The organism is Rahnella bruchi (assembly GCF_003614975.1).
In the GTDB taxonomy this organism is placed as follows: Bacteria; Pseudomonadota; Gammaproteobacteria; order Enterobacterales; family Enterobacteriaceae; genus Rahnella; species Rahnella bruchi.
The window spans coordinates 175,539-192,860 of sequence record NZ_QZWI01000009.1 but is presented as its reverse complement, the minus strand read 5'-3'; the positions used below and the strand labels follow the sequence as shown (position 1 = coordinate 192,860).

The following is a 17,322-nucleotide window of genomic DNA, read 5'->3' as shown; positions in this document are numbered from 1 at the left end:
ATGCGTAAGTCATTTTTACTTATCGTCGTTGTGGTGCTGGTGGCGCTTTATGCTTCACTGTTTGTCGTTCAGGAAGGTCAGCGCGGGATCGTGCTGCGTTTCGGTAAAGTCCTGCGTGACAGCGATAACAAACCGCTGGTGTATGCACCGGGCCTGCATTTTAAAGTTCCATTTGTGGAATCCATTAAAATGCTCGACGCGCGTATTCAGACTATGGATAACCAGGCTGACCGCTTCGTGACCAGCGAGAAGAAAGACTTAATCGTCGATTCTTACCTGAAATGGCGTATCAGTGATTTCAGCCGCTACTACCTGGCAACAGGCGGTGGTGATGTTTCTCAGGCTGAAATTCTGCTGAAACGTAAATTCAGTGACCGTCTGCGTTCTGAAATTGGTCGTCTGGATGTGAAAGACATCGTGACCGATTCCCGTGGTCGTCTGACGCTGGACGTCCGTGATGCGCTGAACACCGGTAGCGTAGGTGATGAGCCAGAAGCGACGACAGAAGCTGATGATGCGATTGCCTCTGCGGCCAAACGTGTTGAGCAGGAAACTAAAGGCAAACAGCCTGCGGTGAACCCGAACAGCATGGCGGCGCTGGGTATTCAGGTTGTCGATGTCCGTCTGAAACAAATCAACTTGCCGGAAGAAGTGTCCAGCGCGATTTACGATCGTATGCGTGCTGAGCGTAATGCGGTTGCATTGCGTCACATTTCTCAGGGTAAAGAAGAAGCGACCAAGATTCAGGCAGCGGCGGATTACGAGAGAACCCGTACCGTGGCTGAAGCGGAACGTACAGCCCGTATCACGCGCGGTGAAGGTGATGCCGAAGCGGCGAAACTGTTTGCTGATGCATTCAGTCAGGATCCTGACTTCTACGCATTCATTCGTAGCCTGCGTGCTTACGAGGCGAGCTTCAAGAGCGGTAACGACGTCATGGTGTTGAGCCCTGACAGCGATTTCTTCCGCTTCATGAAGTCACCTGACCAAAAGACCAAATAATTGCTGATGCAATTTCCAAAAGGCCCTTCAGGGGCCTTTTGTCTTTTCTGAAACCGGTATAATTTTCCGCAAGGGAAGCACTGAGACACTCAACATGAATTCGACAATTTGGCTGGCGCTGGCGTTAGTTTTGGTTCTTGAAGGTCTGGGGCCAATGCTTTACCCCAAAACATGGAGAAAAATGATCCTCTCACTGGCGAATCTTCCGGACTCCGTTTTACGGCGTTTTGGCGGGGGACTTGTGGTGGCAGGCTTCGTTATTTACTACATGTTGCGTAGTCGTCTGGGTGGCTGAGAGTTTGTTACAACCCTGGTGTCACGTCTTGCTGAGACGCGTAGCACGCAATTAAAATTTTTCCCGCAAACGTGTGCTAAAAGTGCTGGAAAGCACAGAGTGAGATGTTAGAATCCTTTTTTAAGCAACCTGGTGATTCTTGAGATGGGTAAGAACGTCGTCGTACTCGGCACTCAATGGGGTGATGAAGGGAAAGGCAAGGTCGTAGACCTGCTTACTGAACGGGCTAAATATGTTGTGCGCTATCAGGGCGGTCACAACGCCGGTCACACTCTGGTTATCAACGGTGAAAAAACCGTTCTTCATTTAATTCCTTCTGGCATTCTGCGTGAAAACGTGACCAGCATCATCGGCAACGGTGTTGTTCTGGCTCCTGACGCGTTGATGAAAGAAATGGGCGAACTTGAAGCTCGTGGCATCCCTGTACGCGAACGTCTGTTACTGTCTGAAGCTTGCCCGCTGATCCTGCCTTACCATGTCGCTCTGGACATGGCGCGCGAAAAAGCGCGTGGCGATAAAGCGATCGGCACTACCGGTCGTGGTATCGGCCCGGCTTATGAAGATAAAGTTGCCCGTCGCGGTCTGCGCGTAGGTGACCTCTTCAATAAAGAAACTTTCGCTATCAAGCTGAAAGAAATCATCGATTACCATAACTTCCAGCTGGTTAACTACTACAAAGTAGAAGCCGTTGATTTCCAGAAAACGTTAGATGATGTGATGGCTATCGCCGACATCCTGACGGCGATGGTTGTTGACGTCTCTGAGCTGCTGGATGGCGCGCGTAAGCGTGGCGATCTGATCATGTTCGAAGGCGCGCAAGGCACGCTTCTTGACATCGACCACGGGACTTATCCGTACGTGACTTCTTCCAACACCACAGCTGGCGGCGTTGCTACCGGTTCAGGTATTGGTCCACGTTACGTTGATTATGTTCTGGGTATCGTTAAAGCCTACTCCACCCGCGTGGGTGCAGGTCCGTTCCCAACTGAACTGTTCGACGAAACCGGCGAGTTCCTGCGCAAGCAAGGTAACGAGTTTGGCGCGACCACTGGCCGTAGCCGTCGTTGTGGCTGGCTGGACATCGTGGCTGTCCGTCGTTCTGTGCAGATCAACTCCCTGTCTGGTTTCTGTCTGACCAAACTGGACGTGCTGGACGGTCTGAAAGAAGTGAAGCTGTGTATCGGTTACCGTATGCCTGATGGCCGCGAAATGACCACCACTCCGCTGGCTGCTGAAGGCTGGGAAGGTATCGAGCCAATCTACGAAATCATGCCAGGCTGGACCGAAACCACCTTCGGCGTGAAAGAAGTAGAAAACTTGCCGCAGGCAGCGCTGAACTACATCAAGCGCATTGAAGAGCTGACAGAAGTGCCGGTTGATATTATCTCTACTGGCCCGGATCGTAGCGAAACCATGATCCTGCGCGACCCGTTTGACGCATAACAGCCTGAGCTGATTGCGTAAAAACGTCATAACCGGGCAAAACTGCCCGGTTTATTTTTTTCTGAATCCCTTCTCTTGTGTACTTTCCATAAACCATCCACTATCTAAATGATTAGCTGCAAAGTTCGCGGCTGGTTTATCATCAAAGTGTCATAATAAACAATCATCTTCACCCTGTTGTCATTGCTGACGTGGAAAGACCGGGTAAATAGCTACCCAGAGGTATGTGTGCAGTTAACGAGTTTTACTGATTATGGTTTGAGAGCATTGATTTATATGGCGTCGTTGCCAGAGGATCAGATGACCAACATTTCGCAGGTCACCGAGGTTTACGGTGTATCGCGCAACCACATGGTGAAAATCATTAATCAGTTGAGCCGTGTTGGCCTGGTGACTGCCGTTCGGGGAAAGAACGGGGGTATAAAACTGGGCAAGCCCGCAGAGACCATTCGCATTGGCGACGTGGTGCGCGAACTGGAACCTCTCACGCTGGTCAATTGCGCCAGCGACTTTTGTCACATCACGCCAGCATGCCGGCTAAAACAAGTGCTGCACACTGCTGTAGAACATTTCCTTGATGAGCTGAATCAGTACACTCTGGCCGATATGGTCAAAGATAATTCAACGCTCTACAAATTATTGCTTGTTGAATGAAAGACTTTCAACAAACTGCTGATGACAACGGAGGAACCGCTATGTCACAAGATCCATTCCTGGAACGAGAAGCAGAAAAATACGAATCACCTATTCCCAGCCGTGAATTTATCCTGGAACACCTCGCGAAACGCGAAACTCCAGCCAGCCGGGAAGAGATCGGTAACGAACTGAATCTGTCCGGAGAAGAAGCGCTGGAAGCCCTGCGCCGTCGTCTGCGCGCGATGGAACGTGATGGCCAGTTAGTCTTTACCCGCCGCCAGTGCTACGCGCTGCCGGAGCGTCTGGACCTGCTGAAAGGCACGGTTATTGGTCATCGCGATGGTTACGGTTTCCTGCGCCTCGAAGGCGTGAAGAAAGATGATGTGTATCTTTCTGCTGAACAAATGAAAATGTGTATCCACGGCGACGTGGTACTGGCACAACCGGTCGGAACCGACCGTAAAGGCCGCCGCGAAGCGCGCATCGTGCGTGTATTGGTGCCGAAAACCAGCCAGATTGTTGGCCGTTACTTTACTGATGCCGGTGCCGGTTTTGTGGTGCCTGACGACAGCCGTCTGAGTTTTGACATCCTGATCCCGGCCGACGCCATTAACGGCGCGCGCATGGGCTACATGGTTGTGGTCGAGCTGACACAGCGTCCGACGCGACGTACCAAAGCGGTCGGCAAAATTGTTGAAGTCCTCGGCGACAAAATGGGAACCAGCATGGCGGTAGATATCGCGCTGCGCACCCATGAAATCCCGCACGTCTGGCCGCCACAGGTTCTGAAACAGGTCGAAGACCTGAGCGAACAGGTACCGGAAGAAGCGAAAAAGGGCCGTGTCGATTTACGCAGTTTGCCGCTGGTCACCATTGATGGTGAAGATGCGCGCGACTTCGATGATGCGGTGTATTGCGAGAAAAAACGCGGTGGTGGCTGGCGCCTGTGGGTGGCAATCGCCGACGTGAGCTATTACGTCCGCCACGGCACCGCGCTGGACGATGAAGCGCGCAGCCGTGCGACTTCCGTTTACTTCCCGTCGCAGGTTGTCCCGATGCTGCCGGAAGTGCTGTCCAATGGCCTGTGTTCCCTGAATCCGCAGGTAGACCGCCTGTGTATGGTCTGCGAGATGACTATCTCTGCGCAGGGCAAGCTGACCAGCTCTAAATTCTACGAAGCAGTGATGAGCTCTCACGCGCGTCTGACGTACAACAAAGTCTGGCGCATCATCGAAGGCGATCCGGAACTGCGCGAGCAATATTCGCCGCTGGTGAAGCACCTGCTTGAGCTGCACACCATGTACAAAATGCTGGATCAAGCGCGCGCAGAACGTGGCGGTATCGCGTTCGAAACTGAAGAAGCGAAATTCATCTTTAATGCTGAGCGCCGTATCGAACGTGTCGAACCGACCGTGCGTAACGATGCCCATAAACTGATTGAAGAGTGCATGATCCTGGCGAACATCGCCGCCGCGCGTTTTGTTGAAAAACATAACGAACCGGCGCTGTTCCGTGTGCATGACCGTCCGAGCGATGATCACATCTCCGCGCTGAAAAGCGTGCTGGGTGAGCTGGGTCTGGTGATGGGCGGCGGCATGAAGCCTGAGCCGAAAGATTATGCTCAGATCATGGATGAACTGGCCGATCGCCCTGACCGTGAAATGCTGCAAACCATGCTGTTGCGTTCAATGAAACAGGCGATTTACGATCCGGAAAACCGTGGCCACTTCGGTCTGGCGCTGGGATCTTATGGTCACTTCACATCACCAATCCGCCGCTATCCGGATCTGGCGCTTCACCGTGCTATCAAATATCTGCTGGCGAAAGAGCACGGCACGCTGAAAGATCGCTGGACGCCTACCGGTGGCTGGCACAGTGATTACGAAGATATGTTGCAGCTCGGCGAGCATTGTTCGATGGCAGAACGCCGTGCGGACGAAGCGACCCGTAATGTGGCGGACTGGCTGAAGTGTGACTTCATGCAAGATCACGTCGGAGAGGTATTTACCGGCACTATCGCCAGCGTCACCGGCTTTGGTTTCTTCGTACGCCTCAACGATCTGTTCATCGACGGTCTGGTGCATGTGTCTTCACTCGACAACGATTATTACCGTTACGACAACATCGGCCAGCGTCTGGTTGGCGAGTCTTCCGGTTCGGTTTACCGCCTTGGTGATACCGTTGAAATCCGCGTTGAAGCCGTACATATGGACGAACGTAAAATCGATTTCGCACTGGTTTCCAGCACCCGCAAAGCCCGCGGTGAAGGCAAAACTGCACGCGATCGCGCTAAAAAAGGCGGCGAACGCTCCATGCGTTCCGCGGCACCGGCTAATGCTGGCCGACGTCGCACCGGTAAGAAAAATGTGAACTTTGAGCCGGACAGCGCATTCCGCAAAGATGACGCGAAACCTGCCAAGCCGAAGAAAGAGAAAGCGGTAGGCGCGGTCGGTAAAGACGGCAAGCCGAAGAAAGCTAAGAAGCCTTCTGATAAAACAGCAAAAATTGCTGCGGCAACCAAAGCCAAACGTACGAAGAAAAAGTCAGCAGAAAGCTAAGCCAGACGGGTGATTATTCTGTGATAGAATCGCCCGCAATTACTGTTAATTAAATTGCGGACAGCTTGCTGTCCGCAAGTCTATTTTAAAGAGCATCATGAGCGAAATTATTTACGGTATCCATTCCGTTAAAGCCTTACTCGATAACGACCCGCAACGCTTTCTGGAAGTCTTCATCCTGAAAGGTCGTGACGATAAACGCCTGAAACCGCTGATCGACGAGCTGGAAGCCAGCGGTATCGTGATCCAGGTGGCGAGCCGTCAGTGGCTGGATGATAAATCCGAGGGTGCCGTGCATCAGGGCATTATCGCGCGCGTGCGCGAAGGCCGTCAGTATCAGGAAAACGATCTGCCTGCGCTGCTGGAAAGCCTCGATTGTCCGTTCCTGCTGGTGCTGGATGGCGTTACCGATCCGCACAACCTGGGCGCTTGTTTGCGTACTGCGGATGCCGCCGGTGTTCACGCCGTGATCGTCCCGCGTGACCGTTCTGCCAAACTGAATGCTACGGCGAAGAAAGTCGCCAGTGGCGCTGCTGAAAACGTGCCACTGATCAACGTGACCAATCTGGCGCGTACCCTGCGCGTATTGCAGGAACATAATGTCTGGATCGTCGGTACTGCCGGTGAAGCCGATCACGACCTGTTCCAGAGTAAAATGACCGGCCCGATGGCGCTGGTGATGGGTGCAGAAGGCGAAGGTATGCGCCGACTGACCCGCGAACATTGCGACGAACTGATCAGCATCCCAATGGCTGGGAGCGTGTCTTCCCTGAACGTTTCTGTTGCAACCGGTGTTTGCCTTTTCGAAGCGGTACGTCAGCGCGGCCTGAAGAAAAGCTGATTTCTGCTTATTCAGTCGCTGATTAAAACGGGAGCCTTCGGGCTCCCGTTTGCATTTCTGCCTTTGTGATCCGCCCGCCTGTTAATTCCCCGATTTTTACCATACTTAGGCCATGTCCTTTTGAAAGGGAGCAGGCGATGAACTGGGAAACACATCGGGTTTTTAATCAGCCCAAGCCACTGAGTAACAGTAATTTATTCCTATCTGATACACCGCTGCGCGAAGCGGTCTCCCGTCAGCAGGCTGGCTGGGATGCCGATGTGCTGGCGTCGCTGGGGCAACAGCTGGGTTCTGCGGAATCGCTGGAACTGGGAAGGCTGGCGAATACCAATCCACCCGAACTTTTGCGTTATGACTCCTGCGGTGAGCGTCTCGATGACGTGCGTTTTCATCCTGCCTGGCATTTGCTGATGCAGGGGCTGATCGCTAACCGGGTGCATAATTTGCCGTGGCAAGAAGATGCGCGTATTGGTTCGTCTGTAGCCCGTGCGGCGCGTTTTATTCTTCACGGTCAGGTTGAAGCGGGAACCTTATGTCCGGTGACCATGACGTTTGGCGCGATCCCGTTGCTGCAAAAAACTCTGCCGCCGGAATTCAGCGGCTGGCTGAAACCGCTGTTATCCGATCGTTATGACCCGCATCTGCAATCAGGCGACCAGAAGAAAGGCGTGCTGATTGGTATGGGCATGACCGAGAAACAGGGTGGCTCCGATGTACTCAGTAACACTACGCGGGCGACGGCGCTGGAAGGCCGTGGTAGCGGAAAGCCTTATCATCTGCTCGGCCATAAATGGTTTTTCTCCGTACCACAAAGCGATGCCCATCTGGTGCTGGCGCAGGCTGATGGTGGACTTTCGTGCTTCTTTATGCCACGGGTTCTGCCCGATGGAACGCGTAATTTAATTCGCATCGAACGTCTGAAAGACAAACTGGGCAACCGCTCGAACGCCAGCAGCGAAGTAGAGTTTCAGAATGCGACCGGCTGGCTGCTGGGCGAAGAAGGCGAGGGTATCCGTCATATCCTGAAAATGGGCGGCCATACGCGCTTTGATTGCGCGCTGGGCAGCCACGCCATGATGCGCCGGGCGCTGTCGGTTGCGTTGTACCACGCCTTTCAGAGGCAGGTTTTTGGTAAGCCTCTCATCGAACAACCGCTGATGCGACAAACGCTCAGCCGCATGGCGCTGCTGCTGGAAGGGCAAACGATGGTACTGATGCGTCTGGCGGCGGCGACCGGCGCACAGGACAATCCGGCAGAACAGCTGCTCTGCCGGTTGCTGACACCTGCCGCCAAGTTTGAGGTGTGCCGTCAGGGAATGCCTTTTGTAGCTGAGGCGATGGAAGCGTTGGGGGGGATGGGGTATTGCGAAGACAGCGAGCTGCCACGCATTTACCGTGAAATGCCCGTCAACAGTATCTGGGAAGGATCGGGTAATGTGATGTGTCTGGATGTACTGCGCACGCTCAAAAAGCTGCCCGCCAGCGGCGAAATGCTGCAACAGGTGTTGTATCAGGCGCGCGGCCAAAACCGCATATTTGATCGTGCATCCCGCCAGTTTTTACAACGCCTGCGTACAGCAGAAGAACCTCATGGGCGCTGGCTGACCGGTCAGCTGTTCAACCTGATGACGGCAACACAGATGCTGGAATTTGCTTCGCCGCCCGTCGCAGACGCCTGGTGCAGAATGGTGCTCGATTCGCGCGGCGAAACGTTATTGCCTGAACGTTTATGCCAGCAGTTGCTCAACCGCGCGATCGGCGCTGAATGATCAGCGGTATAACGTTGCCTGCGAATACCAGCGGCCGGGAATAATGGTTTCACTGTTAAACATGATCACGTAGTAATGCGCGCCAGCGGCATCGGCTTTACGCTGAATTTCGGCTTCAACATCCATCGGGCTGCCCATCACATCCGCGGTAATACTGCCTATTTTGGTCAGTGTGGATGTCTGCGCTCGGGTAATTTCCTGCGCTTTGGCCGTCACGGCAGGTGGTGCAACCGGCGTGGTTTGCATCAGATTACTGCAACCGCTTAGCGCAGCCAGTAAAAGCAGCGCAGCGGGGATTCGGAGGGATTTCATCGTGATATCCGGTAAAGGGGCGATAGTCTGAGTGTAGCCCTTTCACCGGTCTGCTGGCGAGTGCGCACGGTGTTAATTGCCGCGCGATCCACGTTTTACCGTTCGGAAATTTTAAAGACGCTGACCAGCTGGGAGAGGTGACGCCCTTGCTCGCTGAGTGCCGCCGCGGTTTGCTGTGAATTTTCCACCAGTGTGGCGTTTTCCTGCGTCGCTTTCCCAATCTGCATAATGGCAATATTCACCTGCGAAATACCGGAAGACTGTTCGTGTGATGCCACGTCGATATCGCTCATCAGCACTTTCACCTGACGGATCCCCTGCAAAATGTCGCTCATATTCGCCTGCGTTTTGGCGGCACTCTGGTGTCCGTCTTCAACTTTGCTCAGGGAGTCGGCGACCAGCGTTTCGATCTCTTTCACCGCATTGGAACTACGCTGCGCCAGGGCCCGGACTTCCGAGGCGACAACCGCAAAGCCACGGCCATGTTCACCGGCTCTGGCGGCTTCTACCGCGGCGTTGAGCGCAAGAATATTGGTCTGGAAGGCGATACCTTCGATAACTGTGGTGATATCCGCAATGCGCGTTGAGGCGTGCTTAATGGCCTCCATACTTTCAACCGACTGATTCACCGCATCGGCACCGACGGTAGCGGCTTTGTCGGTCTGCTGCACCAGCTGAGTCGCCTGCGTGGCGTTGTCTGCCGTATTTTGTACGGTGGCGGTGATCTGCTCCATGCTGGCTGACGTTTCTTCGAGACTGCTGGCCTGCGTGCCAATCTGCTGATTGATCTGCTCGCTGTCATGCGCCAGTCCCTGGGTGTTGAGCATGATTTCCGACGAAACCTGGCGTACCTCTCCGACAATTTTCTCCAGCCCGTGGCCGATACCGTCGATCGCATGCATCAGGGCACCAATTTCATCGATACGCCGGGTTTCAGCCCGCGCGCGCAGGTCACCGCTGGCATATTGTTGGGCGATATGTACCACGTCGCTGAGCGGGCGGCTGACCAGTTTGCGCGTCAGCCAGATGAACAGCGCTGCAAAACAGGCCAGCGCCAGCAGGCTTATCAGCAGGAAATGATTGCGGGTGTTGTTCACCTGCTCCATCAGGCTGTCTTTATCAGTGCTGCCGACGACCACCCAGTGCCAGGCGGGTACATTCGCATACACCATAAATTGCTGGTGATGGCTGGCAGTATCGGTGTATTCATGCTGACCGTTCGGTTGCGCCATCACCTGTTGCAGCTCTCCTTCAGGCCAGGCAGGCGTTTTCCCTTCGTCTGTCGCATGTACCAGATATTTACCGAGATCTTTCCCCGGCGCACTGTTGAGCACAAAGAAATACCCCTGTTCACCAATCCGCTTGGAAAGTATTTTGGACCGCATGTCGGCGTATTCTTTAGTGATATCCACACCCACGAACAAAATGCCAATCACGCTGCCCTGTGCGTCGCGCACCGGCTGATATTTGGTGATGTATTTTTTGCCGAACAATGTCGCCAGACCGCTGAAGGATTGTCCGGTCATAATCTGCGCGTAGGCCGGACTGGTATTGTCGAGCAGAGTCCCGATGGCGCGGTTGCCATCCTGCTTTTTCAGCGAGGTGGTCACGCGAATAAAATCATCGCCGCGGCGTGCGAATACCGTAGAAATTGCGCCGGTGCGGGCCAGAAAATCATCGGGGATTTTACTGTCGAGATTCAGCGGTGTGCCGCCTGCTTTAATCACCGGCGAGGACTGTTCGCCGACCATCACCGGACTGGCAGTATCGAGTTCGAAATTCTCTGGCAGAAAATGGCTGAACAGTCGCGTATAGCTATCCACCTCGGCATTCAGGCTGGCGTTGTACATTTCAATCATGTCGACCACGCCGGTCACCTGTTCGGAAATGGCATTGACGGCGAGCTCATTCACCTGTTTACCGGCGGAGTGAGTCAGTGACAAAGTGAAAATAATAAATAACGAACCGACCAGCAAAGAGGCGATGCTGGCCAGTTTTGCGCCAATGCTCCAGCTGCGAAATGCGCGTTTTGATGACGTTTTCATGGGATTTTTCCGTTAGCTTCTGATAGCGCACTAACGGCGGAAAACGGGAAAGGATTAATGATCAAATGTAACTGTTTATTTCAATATAAATTGATCCAAATCAAGGAAATAAACATAAATATGTGAATTTGAATTAAGGGCAATGCTCAGAAAAAAGAGAACTGAGTATAACGGGTTATAATTTATACGAAAAAGGGAGTGGTCGCCGGTTCCCAGACCCGTAGAATGTCAGAATACAGTGAGGCCATAATTTTTCTAAACGTGCAGGGGAATACACGATGGTAGAGATGTATGAAGAAAACGTTGAAGGCATCCAGGTGATCCACGCCGTACCCGCCGGACAGTACCAGCAACAGCTGCCGACGATTTTTTTCTATCATGGTTTTCTGTCGTCCAAAGAAATTTATTCCTATTTCGGCTATACGCTGGCCCAGGTGGGCTTTCGCGTGATCCTACCTGATGCATTAATGCATGGTGCCCGCGCAGAAAAAGACGATGCCAGAACTGTGGCGAATTTCTGGGGCATTTTACAAAACAACATTGATGAGCTGGCTGTACTGAAAGACGTGTTTGTCGGGCGCGGTCTGGCGGATCCGTTGCGTTTAGGCGTCGGCGGAGTGTCGATGGGGGGAATGACCACCATGGCGGCGCTGGTGAAATTTCCGTGGGTGAAAGCGGCGGCGAACCTGATGGGGTCGGGCTATTTCGCCCGTTTATCGAATCATCTATTCCCGGCTTTCAACGCGGGCGGTATCGTGCAGCGTGACGTATTTGAACGCGAAGTCGCGCCTCTACTGAGTCTGGATATTGGCGGAAAAACGGCGTTAATCGCCGATATTCCCTTGTTTGTCTGGCATGGCGAAGAAGATGATGTGGTGCCTTTTGCTGAAAGCCAGCGGTTGCGTGAGGAACTGGCAGACAGCGGCGCAGATACCCATCTGACGTTCATAGCAGAGCCCGGTGCGAAGCATAAAGTTTCGGTTCATGCGCTGAAAGAAGCCACCGCATTCTTCGCTGCAAAGCTGTAGAGAAATTAATCTGCCTTTCTCCTTGAGTTTCCCACAGGCTGTACATATAATTGCGCGTCATTTTTTCGACCGCACACAAACACGTTCCTTGCTTCCATGGGCCGCGGTTGACCCTGACAGGAGGCTGAATAATCCGTAAGGAGCAATTCGATGCGTCATTACGAAATCGTTTTTATGGTTCACCCTGACCAAAGCGAACAGGTTCCGGGCATGATCGAGCGTTACAGTGCAGTAATCACTAACGCTGCTGGTCAGATTCACCGTCTGGAAGACTGGGGCCGCCGTCAACTGGCTTACCCGATCAACAAACTGCACAAAGCTCACTACGTTCTTCTGAACGTTGAAGCTCCGCAGGAAGCGATCGATGAGCTGGAAACTAACTTCCGCTTCAACGACGCCGTTATCCGTAGCATGGTTATGCGTACTAAACACGCGGTAACTGAAGCATCTCCAATGGTTAAAGCAAAAGACGAGCGTCGTGATCGCCGCGAAGACTTTGCTGAAGCTAACGATGATGCTGAAGCTGGGGATTCTGAAGAGTAATTGCCGTGACGGCGAATCGTCTGGTGTTGTCCGGCACAGTGTGCAAGACCCCCATTCGTAAAGTCAGTCCTTCGGGCATTCCACACTGCCAGTTTGTGCTAGAGCACAAATCCTCGCAGCAGGAAGCCGGATTTAACCGACAAGCATGGTGCAGAATGCCCGTGGTTGTCAGTGGACAAGCGTCACAAGCATTAACTCACAGTTTAACGGTCGGCACGCAACTCACTGTTACCGGATTCATTAGCTGCCATCAAGGGCGCAATGGACTGAATAAAGTGGTGTTACATGCCGAGCAGATTGATTTGATAGATACTGGAGACTAGCCTAATGGCACGTTATTTCCGTCGTCGCAAGTTCTGCCGTTTCACCGCGGAAGGCGTTGTAGAGATTGATTACAAAGACATCGCTACACTGAAAAACTACATTACCGAAAGCGGTAAAATTGTCCCGAGCCGTATTACCGGTACTCGTGCAAAATACCAGCGTCAGCTCGCTCGTTGCATCAAGCGCGCTCGCTACCTTTCATTGTTGCCATACACTGATCGTCATCAGTAATCGGCACTGTCTATTAACGACTTTGAGAGGATAAAGTAATGCAAGTTATTCTGCTTGATAAAGTAGCAAACCTGGGCAGCCTGGGTGATCAAGTTAACGTTAAAGCGGGCTACGCTCGTAACTTCCTGGTACCACAGGGCAAAGCTGTTCCTGCTACCAAGAAAAACGTTGAGTTCTTCGAAGCACGTCGTGCAGAACTGGAAGCCAAACTGGCTGACGTTCTGAACGCTGCTGAAGCTCGCGCAACTAAAATCAACGAACTCGGTTCAGTAACCATCGCGTCTAAATCAGGCGACGAAGGCAAACTGTTCGGCTCTATCGGTACTCGCGATATCGCTGATGCAGTAACTGCTGCTGGCGTTGAAGTTGCTAAAAGCGAAGTTCGTTTGCCGAATGGCGTTCTGCGTACCACTGGTGAACACGAAGTTGAGTTCCAGGTACACAGCGACGTATTCGCTAAACTGAACGTAGTTGTGGTTGCTGAAGCGTAATAGCGCTGAAGTTAACCTGTGAAACGCCGGCCATGTGCCGGCGTTTTGCTTTTCTGCGTTTGGGAAACGCAGAGATAAGGCGTTGTTTGCAACAGTGATCAGTTACTGCGCTGGAAACTGCCGTCTGGCTGACGCGTAAATGTCACCGTGACGTTTTGCTCTGTCGTCACCTGCAAAGCAGTGACCACACCCTGTGCGTCACGTTGAATCTTCACTTCCTGACCGGTTTTTAGCGTACTCAGCGGCTTGTCCGCGCCTTCAACCCTTGCCATCGAAAACACATCATTGACCGCCAGATTGTTATCGCGAAACAACTGCGCCAGTGTCTGACCAGATTGCACCTGATAGCTGCGCCATGCGCCGCTGTTGTCATTACTTTGCGGCTGAACCGGATCCGGCTGCGCCATCTGCGTGGTACGACCCTGATCATTACGCAAATCCGCTTGCATCGGAATGCTGGCAGGCTGTTGCGGCTGCGAAGGGGCATAGGTATTTTCAGGCGTATAAGGCCACAGCAGTGCCAGAAGGATCACCAGCACCGCAAGAATAATGCCGCGACGATGCGCATAAGGCAGTGGCGACATCCAGTTAAAATCGTCACTCAGATGCCAGACTTTAGTGAACAGCGTTTTGCCCCGGCTTGCCGCTGGCTTTTCAGTTTCAGCGGCGACGCTTTCCTGAATTTCGCTTTCACTTTCGCTCTGTGCTGTCGTGTCTCGCAATGGCCTTTTCATAATGGCAATCCAGGATCTCAACATGGGTTGGTAAATACGGATGGCTTTCCTTCTCCTGGGCGGGATTCTGCCCATGACGACCTCTCTTGTTAACTGACGCAATTTCTACTGGCTGTTGCTGCCTAGTATAGCTGTTTAACTGCTTGATGCGGAAAGGGACAAAGCACAAATATCACCCAAACGACAGGTTAAATGGCGTCAAATACGAAAAATTTCCCGAAAAGGGGAAGGAACTGCGCCTGCTGTCATGTTGCCTCACAGAGGATTTTACCCAAAAGCGTTGCACTGCTATGCTGCGCCTTCGACATTTTTAAGAGCTAAGGAAATTTCATGACTACCCCTTCATTTGACAGCGTAGAAGCGCAGGCAAGTTACGGTATCGGCCTGCAGGTCGGTCAACAGTTGCAAGAATCAGGTTTGCAGGGCTTAGAGCCTGACGCACTGCTGGCAGGCTTACGCGACGCGCTGGAAGGGAATACGCCAGCCGTTCCTGTTGATGTGGTTCACCGCGCACTGCGTGAAGTCCACGAACGTGCTGACGCTGTCCGTCGTGAACGTCAGGAAGCACTGGCTGTTCAGGGTCAGGAATTCCTGGCTGCAAATGCACAGCGCGAAGGCGTGAGCAGCACCGAGTCTGGTCTGCAATTCTCTGTTATCACTCAGGGCGAAGGCACCATCCCGGGGCGTCAGGATCGTGTACGCGTTCACTACACCGGTAAACTGATCGACGGTACCGTGTTCGACAGCTCCGTACAGCGTGGCGAGCCAGCTGAATTCCCTGTTAACGGTGTGATCGCAGGTTGGATCGAAGCACTGACTCTGATGCCAGTCGGTTCTAAGTGGGAGCTTTACATCCCTCATAACCTGGCTTATGGCGAACGTGGTGCGGGTGCTTCCATCCCTCCATACAGCGCGCTTATCTTCGAAGTTGAGCTGCTGGAAATTCTGTAATTCTCTTTAGAATACAGAAATGAAAAGGGCGCGTATGCGCCCTTTTTTACGTCTGAATCTCTGTTTATTTTTGCAAATCGACCTGATAAATTTCGAAACCGACAGCGTCCGGGCCTTTGGCCGTCATCGGATACTGAGCGTGGGTTTTGATAAAGGTTGCGGCTTTATCGCCAGGCGACGTTTCGAAACGAATATCGAGAGGCTGCGAAGCTTTGATTGGGGCCAGCTTCCAGTTGTTATCCGCGGTCGGGGTAACCGCACCGGCTTTTTTGGTTTCAGCGCTGATATACGCCGCCACGACTGAACGGTTTTCATCCGGTGATGCGAAAGCAATATGCTTATCGCCGGTGCCTGCGAATTTACCCCCGTATGCACGGTAGTTATTCGTGACGACCAGGAACGTCGCTTTCAGATCAATCGGGTTACCGTTGTAGGTCAGATTTTTGATGCGTTCGGCATCTTTATTGATCAGCGTACATTCGCCGTCGAATTTCGCTGGCTGACTGACATCAATCTGATAATTCACGCCGTCGATCACGTCAAAGTTATAAGTACGGAAACCGTCCCAGTTAATCAGCGACTGCGGTTTAGTGCTGTTCACATCAATCTGATTAAACTGCCCGGCGGAGCATTCCAGCCAGTCTTTCACTTCCTGCCCGGTGACTTTCATGACCACCAGCGTGTTCGGATACAGATACAAGTCTGCCGCATTACGGAAGGTCAGATCACCTTTTTCCACTTCCACAAAGCTGGCCGGATCGTTTTTACGCCCACCGACTTTGAACGGCGCTGCCGCAGATAGTACCGGCAAATCGGCTAAATCCGGATCGCCCTGAATGAAATGCTCGGTATAGGCCTTTTGCGCGTTATTGACGATTTGTACCGTCGGGTCGTCCTGAACCAGTGCCAGATAGCTGTACATGTTGTCGTTAGATTTGCCGATCGGCTTGCTGACAAACTCGCGCGTGGCATCATGTGACGGTGCCAGAACTTTGACTAAATCCTGATCTTCTGCCGCCAGCGATTTTTTATGCTCTTTGTCGTAAATCGGGCGCGCTTCGGCTTTGGCCGTTTCAACTTTCCAGTGGCCGCCATCGTTACTGAGCACCATATCGACGACGCCCAGATGGTCGCCCCACATGCCCGGCATCACAGCAGGAACGCCATTGAGCGTGCCTTGTTTGATGTCCGCCCCTTTGATGTTGGCAAATTCCTCACTCGGGAAAACAGCATGCGCATGGCCGAACATAATCGCGTCGATGCCTTTTACCTGACTCAGGTAATAGACCGAGTTCTCTGCCATGGTTTTGTACGGGTCACCGGACAGACCTGAGTGCGGAATGGCGACAATAATGTCGGCGCCTTGTTTGCGCATTTCCGGGATCCACTTTTTAGCGGTTTCAGTAATATCAGCGACGGTGACTTTGCCCTGCAAGTTGGCTTTGTCCCAGACCATGATTTGCGGCGGCACAAAACCGATATACCCGATGCGCAGATTATGGGTTTTGCCGTCGCGGTCTTTCACGGAGTTGTCGGTGATAAGGAACGGAGTGAACAGCGGTTTTCCGGTTTTATCGTCAATGACGTTGGCATTCACATAAGGGAATTTCGCCCCGGCCAGTGCTTTTTTCAGATAATCCAGACCGTAGTTAAATTCGTGGTTGCCCAGGTTACCCACCGCGTAATTAAGCGTGTTCATCGCCAGATACACCGGATGAACATCGCCCTGTTTCAGGCCTTTAGCCGCCATATAATCGCCCAGCGGGCTGCCCTGAATGATGTCGCCGTTATCGACTAATACGGAGTTGGTGACTTCGTTACGCGCCGCGTGGATCAGGCTGGCGGTACGCACCAGTCCAAACTTATCGGTCGGTTTATCTTTGTAGTAATCGAAGTCCATCATGTTGCTGTGAAGATCCGTGGTTTCCATGATGCGCAGATCCACCTGTGACGCCTGAACGGATGCGGCCGTCAGTGTCGCCAGCAGGGATAACGTCAGATGACGCTTATTCATTGCCTTGCCTCCAGAGAAAGGGATGATGCCCGGAAAAGAAAAACCGGATATGTATCTCAAAATTCGCTGAGAATGTAACCAGTTGTCATAAATAAATGTGAGATG

General features: G+C 52.7%; 17 protein-coding genes. 13 read left to right on the top strand and 4 right to left on the bottom strand.

Features of this window, described 5'->3' with window-relative positions; all coding sequences use genetic code 11:
* The 7 genes from hflC (at window position 1) to D5398_RS16230 (ending at window position 8,544) form a co-directional block, all read left to right on the top strand.
* Entirely contained in the window at window positions 1–1,002 is a 1,002-nt protein-coding gene (hflC, locus tag D5398_RS16260) for a protease modulator HflC (protein WP_120508557.1), read from the top strand.
* A 94-nt stretch (window positions 1,003–1,096) separates the two neighbouring features.
* A complete protein-coding gene (locus D5398_RS16255) occupies window positions 1,097–1,297 on the top strand; it encodes a DUF2065 domain-containing protein (RefSeq protein ID WP_120508556.1) in 201 nt (66 codons plus the stop codon).
* A 144-nt stretch (window positions 1,298–1,441) separates the two neighbouring features.
* The gene (locus D5398_RS16250) at window positions 1,442–2,740 is read left to right on the top strand and encodes an adenylosuccinate synthase (protein ID WP_120508555.1); all 1,299 of its coding nucleotides are present in this window, start codon (window positions 1,442–1,444) and stop codon (window positions 2,738–2,740) included.
* Window positions 2,741–2,968: 228 nt separating this feature from the next.
* A complete protein-coding gene (gene nsrR / locus D5398_RS16245; RefSeq protein WP_120508554.1) occupies window positions 2,969–3,394 on the top strand; it encodes a nitric oxide-sensing transcriptional repressor NsrR in 426 nt (141 codons plus the stop codon).
* A 41-nt stretch (window positions 3,395–3,435) separates the two neighbouring features.
* The gene (gene rnr, locus D5398_RS16240) at window positions 3,436–5,934 is read left to right on the top strand and encodes a ribonuclease R (protein WP_120508553.1); all 2,499 of its coding nucleotides are present in this window, start codon (window positions 3,436–3,438) and stop codon (window positions 5,932–5,934) included.
* Between the two features lie 97 nt (window positions 5,935–6,031).
* Window positions 6,032–6,775 (top strand): 23S rRNA (guanosine(2251)-2'-O)-methyltransferase RlmB, encoded by a 744-nt coding sequence (gene rlmB / locus D5398_RS16235; protein WP_095923693.1) that lies wholly within the window; start codon window positions 6,032–6,034, stop codon window positions 6,773–6,775.
* 137 nt (window positions 6,776–6,912) lie between these two features.
* The gene (locus tag D5398_RS16230; RefSeq protein ID WP_120508552.1) at window positions 6,913–8,544 is read left to right on the top strand and encodes an isovaleryl-CoA dehydrogenase; all 1,632 of its coding nucleotides are present in this window, start codon (window positions 6,913–6,915) and stop codon (window positions 8,542–8,544) included.
* On the opposite strand, the gene bsmA is transcribed toward D5398_RS16230, so the two are convergent.
* Both bsmA and D5398_RS16220 read right to left on the bottom strand, forming a co-directional pair.
* On the bottom strand, window positions 8,545–8,856 hold the full coding sequence (gene bsmA / locus D5398_RS16225) for a biofilm peroxide resistance protein BsmA (RefSeq protein WP_120508551.1): 312 nt from the start codon (window positions 8,854–8,856) through the stop codon (window positions 8,545–8,547).
* A 95-nt stretch (window positions 8,857–8,951) separates the two neighbouring features.
* Entirely contained in the window at window positions 8,952–10,901 is a 1,950-nt protein-coding gene (locus D5398_RS16220; RefSeq protein ID WP_120508550.1) for a methyl-accepting chemotaxis protein, read from the bottom strand.
* A gap of 278 nt (window positions 10,902–11,179) precedes the next feature.
* Here D5398_RS16220 and yjfP point away from each other — a divergent pair, with 278 nt between their 5' ends.
* From yjfP to rplI, 5 genes are all read left to right on the top strand, one after another.
* On the top strand, window positions 11,180–11,929 hold the full coding sequence (yjfP, locus tag D5398_RS16215; RefSeq protein ID WP_120508549.1) for an esterase: 750 nt from the start codon (window positions 11,180–11,182) through the stop codon (window positions 11,927–11,929).
* Between the two features lie 150 nt (window positions 11,930–12,079).
* On the top strand, window positions 12,080–12,472 hold the full coding sequence (gene rpsF, locus D5398_RS16210) for a 30S ribosomal protein S6 (RefSeq protein ID WP_013573776.1): 393 nt from the start codon (window positions 12,080–12,082) through the stop codon (window positions 12,470–12,472).
* Between the two features lie 5 nt (window positions 12,473–12,477).
* Entirely contained in the window at window positions 12,478–12,795 is a 318-nt protein-coding gene (gene priB / locus D5398_RS16205; protein WP_095923688.1) for a primosomal replication protein N, read from the top strand.
* A gap of 4 nt (window positions 12,796–12,799) precedes the next feature.
* Window positions 12,800–13,027, top strand: coding sequence for a 30S ribosomal protein S18 (gene rpsR / locus D5398_RS16200; RefSeq protein WP_002210155.1), 228 nt, complete (start codon window positions 12,800–12,802; stop codon window positions 13,025–13,027).
* A 38-nt stretch (window positions 13,028–13,065) separates the two neighbouring features.
* Entirely contained in the window at window positions 13,066–13,518 is a 453-nt protein-coding gene (gene rplI / locus D5398_RS16195; RefSeq protein WP_013573778.1) for a 50S ribosomal protein L9, read from the top strand.
* A 98-nt stretch (window positions 13,519–13,616) separates the two neighbouring features.
* Here rplI and D5398_RS16190 read toward each other — a convergent pair whose 3' ends face one another.
* Complete coding sequence (locus D5398_RS16190) at window positions 13,617–14,327, bottom strand: LysM-like peptidoglycan-binding domain-containing protein (protein ID WP_120508548.1); 711 nt, start codon at window positions 14,325–14,327, stop codon at window positions 13,617–13,619.
* 255 nt (window positions 14,328–14,582) lie between these two features.
* On the opposite strand from D5398_RS16190, the gene bamJ reads away from it, so the two are divergent.
* Window positions 14,583–15,203 (top strand): BamJ family beta-barrel-assembly machinery protein, encoded by a 621-nt coding sequence (gene bamJ, locus D5398_RS16185; protein ID WP_037034256.1) that lies wholly within the window; start codon window positions 14,583–14,585, stop codon window positions 15,201–15,203.
* A gap of 64 nt (window positions 15,204–15,267) precedes the next feature.
* On the opposite strand, the gene D5398_RS16180 is transcribed toward bamJ, so the two are convergent.
* Complete coding sequence (locus D5398_RS16180) at window positions 15,268–17,217, bottom strand: bifunctional 2',3'-cyclic-nucleotide 2'-phosphodiesterase/3'-nucleotidase (RefSeq protein ID WP_120508547.1); 1,950 nt, start codon at window positions 17,215–17,217, stop codon at window positions 15,268–15,270.
* Window positions 17,218–17,322 lie beyond the last annotated feature (105 nt).

Coding starts and splice junctions, on each gene's coding strand:
- hflC (WP_120508557.1), top strand. CDS start 1: ATGCGTAAGTCATTTTTACTTATCGTCGTTGTGGTGCTGGTGGCGCTT.
- D5398_RS16255 (WP_120508556.1), top strand. CDS start 1,097: ATGAATTCGACAATTTGGCTGGCGCTGGCGTTAGTTTTGGTTCTTGAA.
- D5398_RS16250 (WP_120508555.1), top strand. CDS start 1,442: ATGGGTAAGAACGTCGTCGTACTCGGCACTCAATGGGGTGATGAAGGG.
- rnr (WP_120508553.1), top strand. CDS start 3,436: ATGTCACAAGATCCATTCCTGGAACGAGAAGCAGAAAAATACGAATCA.
- rlmB (WP_095923693.1), top strand. CDS start 6,032: ATGAGCGAAATTATTTACGGTATCCATTCCGTTAAAGCCTTACTCGAT.
- D5398_RS16230 (WP_120508552.1), top strand. CDS start 6,913: ATGAACTGGGAAACACATCGGGTTTTTAATCAGCCCAAGCCACTGAGT.
- bsmA (WP_120508551.1), bottom strand. CDS start 8,856: ATGAAATCCCTCCGAATCCCCGCTGCGCTGCTTTTACTGGCTGCGCTA.
- D5398_RS16220 (WP_120508550.1), bottom strand. CDS start 10,901: ATGAAAACGTCATCAAAACGCGCATTTCGCAGCTGGAGCATTGGCGCA.
- yjfP (WP_120508549.1), top strand. CDS start 11,180: ATGGTAGAGATGTATGAAGAAAACGTTGAAGGCATCCAGGTGATCCAC.
- rpsF (WP_013573776.1), top strand. CDS start 12,080: ATGCGTCATTACGAAATCGTTTTTATGGTTCACCCTGACCAAAGCGAA.
- rpsR (WP_002210155.1), top strand. CDS start 12,800: ATGGCACGTTATTTCCGTCGTCGCAAGTTCTGCCGTTTCACCGCGGAA.
- rplI (WP_013573778.1), top strand. CDS start 13,066: ATGCAAGTTATTCTGCTTGATAAAGTAGCAAACCTGGGCAGCCTGGGT.
- D5398_RS16190 (WP_120508548.1), bottom strand. CDS start 14,327: ATGGGCAGAATCCCGCCCAGGAGAAGGAAAGCCATCCGTATTTACCAA.
- bamJ (WP_037034256.1), top strand. CDS start 14,583: ATGACTACCCCTTCATTTGACAGCGTAGAAGCGCAGGCAAGTTACGGT.
- D5398_RS16180 (WP_120508547.1), bottom strand. CDS start 17,217: ATGAATAAGCGTCATCTGACGTTATCCCTGCTGGCGACACTGACGGCC.